We start from the raw sequence: 312 nt of genomic DNA, 5'->3' as shown, positions 1-312 counted from the left end.
TCAGACTGCTGAAGAAGAAAGGATTCATGATAGAGGACATACAGCTTGAGGATACAACGAGTGTAGAGAAGAACATCCTCTTTTCTGCATATGCCGCATTGTATTGCATTTCTCTGAAACACGCTTTTGACCTTGCGGACAAATACCAAGCCGTGCCTGCCTCAATAATGTTTAGTAAAAACGATATTGAGGCGGCAAAACTCTTGTCTACCATGGTGAATGGCAGAACATTGAAGCAGAAGAATCCTTTCAAAGAAGGCTCACTGCCATGGATAGCATGGATTGTTGCAAGACTCGGAGCATGGTCAGGCT

At 43.9% G+C, this 312-nt stretch carries 1 pseudogene; it reads left to right on the top strand.

Annotated elements, in window-relative coordinates:
• Positions 1-26 precede the first annotated feature (26 nt).
• Positions 27-312 (top strand): annotated as a pseudogene (locus KM934_RS13050) (IS4-like element ISBthe3 family transposase); the annotation flags it as partial.

The sequence above is a fragment of the Hallella faecis genome (genome assembly GCF_018789675.1).
GTDB lineage: Bacteria > Bacteroidota > Bacteroidia > Bacteroidales > Bacteroidaceae > Prevotella > Prevotella faecis.
Note: the sequence above shows the minus strand (reverse complement) of the source record. Positions and strands in the feature narration are given on the sequence as shown.